This window comes from Corallococcus sp. CA047B (assembly GCF_003612065.1).
GTDB classification, from domain to species: Bacteria; Myxococcota; Myxococcia; order Myxococcales; family Myxococcaceae; genus Corallococcus; species Corallococcus praedator.
Genome location: NZ_RAWD01000656.1, coordinates 1 through 1253, shown reverse-complemented (window position 1 = coordinate 1253; position 1253 = coordinate 1). Strand labels below are relative to the sequence as shown.

Below are 1253 nucleotides of genomic sequence, written 5' to 3'. Positions count from 1 at the left end.
GAGAAGGACTGGCGCACGCCGGACGTGGGCGCGGAGTCGCTCGCGTTCCTCCAGTACACGTCCGGGAGCACGGGCACGCCCAAGGGCGTGATGCTCACGCACGCGAACCTGCTGCACAACCTGGGGCTCATCTCCGGGGCCTTCCAGGTGCGCCGCGACAGCGTGGGCGTCATCTGGCTGCCGCCGTACCATGACATGGGGCTTATTGGCGGCATCCTCCAGCCGCTGTACGCGGGCTTCCCGGTGGCGTTGATGTCGCCCATGGCCTTCTTGCAGAAGCCGCTGCGCTGGTTGCAGGCGGTGTCGCGCTTCCGGGGCACCATCAGCGGCGGGCCCAACTTCGCGTTTGAGTTGTGCGCACGTCGCGCGACGCCGGAGGACGTGGCGTCGTTGGACTTGTCGTCGTGGGAGGTGGCGTTCTGCGGCGCGGAGCCCATCCGCGCGTCCACGCTGAAGCGCTTCGCGGAGGTGTTCGCGCCCAGTGGCTTCCGGCCGGAGGCTTTCTACCCGTGCTACGGCCTGGCGGAAGGGACGCTCATCGTCACGGGCGAGGAGAAGGGCCGGGGCGTGCGCGTGCATCCGCTGGAGGATGCGGCGCTGGCGCGTGGGCTCGCGGTGTCGGGAGCCGAGGACGTGGCGGGCGTGCGGGCGCACATCGGCTGCGGGACGACGCTGGCGGAGCAGCGGGTGCTCGTCGTGGACCCGGACTCGCTCGTCGCGAGGGCCCCCGGGCAGGTGGGGGAGATTTGGGTTTCGGGCGCGAGCGTGGCCCAGGGGTACTGGCGCAAGCCGGAGCTGAGCGAGGCCACCTTCCATGCGCGGCCGGCCGGCGTGGTGGACGGGCCGGAGTACCTGCGCACGGGGGACCTGGGCGTGCTGCGCGAGGACGGGCAGTTGCTCGTCACGGGGCGGCGCAAGGACCTCATCATCCTGCGGGGCCGCAACCTGTATCCGCAGGACGTGGAGGGCGTGATTGAGCGCGCGGATGCGCGCGTGCGCGCGGGCAGCGTGGCGGCGTTCTCGGTGGAGACGACGGGCGGAGAGGCGCTGGCGGTGGTGGCGGAGGTGGGCCGGGACCTGGTGGACGCGGACCCGACGGTGCTGGCGGCGGTGGCGAACGGGCTGCGTCAGGCGCTCGCACGGGAGTTGGAGGTGCAGACGCACACGGTGGCGCTGCTGCCTCCGGGGGCGGTGCCCAAGACGTCGAGCGGGAAGATTCAGCGCTTCGCGTGCCGTGCGGCGCTGGTGTCCGG

General features: G+C 72.1%; 1 protein-coding gene. It reads left to right on the top strand.

Annotation, left to right across the window (positions count from 1 at the left end):
- Positions 1-1253 (top strand): fatty acyl-AMP ligase (locus tag D7X74_RS41975; protein ID WP_147446916.1); only part of this gene is annotated, 1253 nt, incomplete at both ends.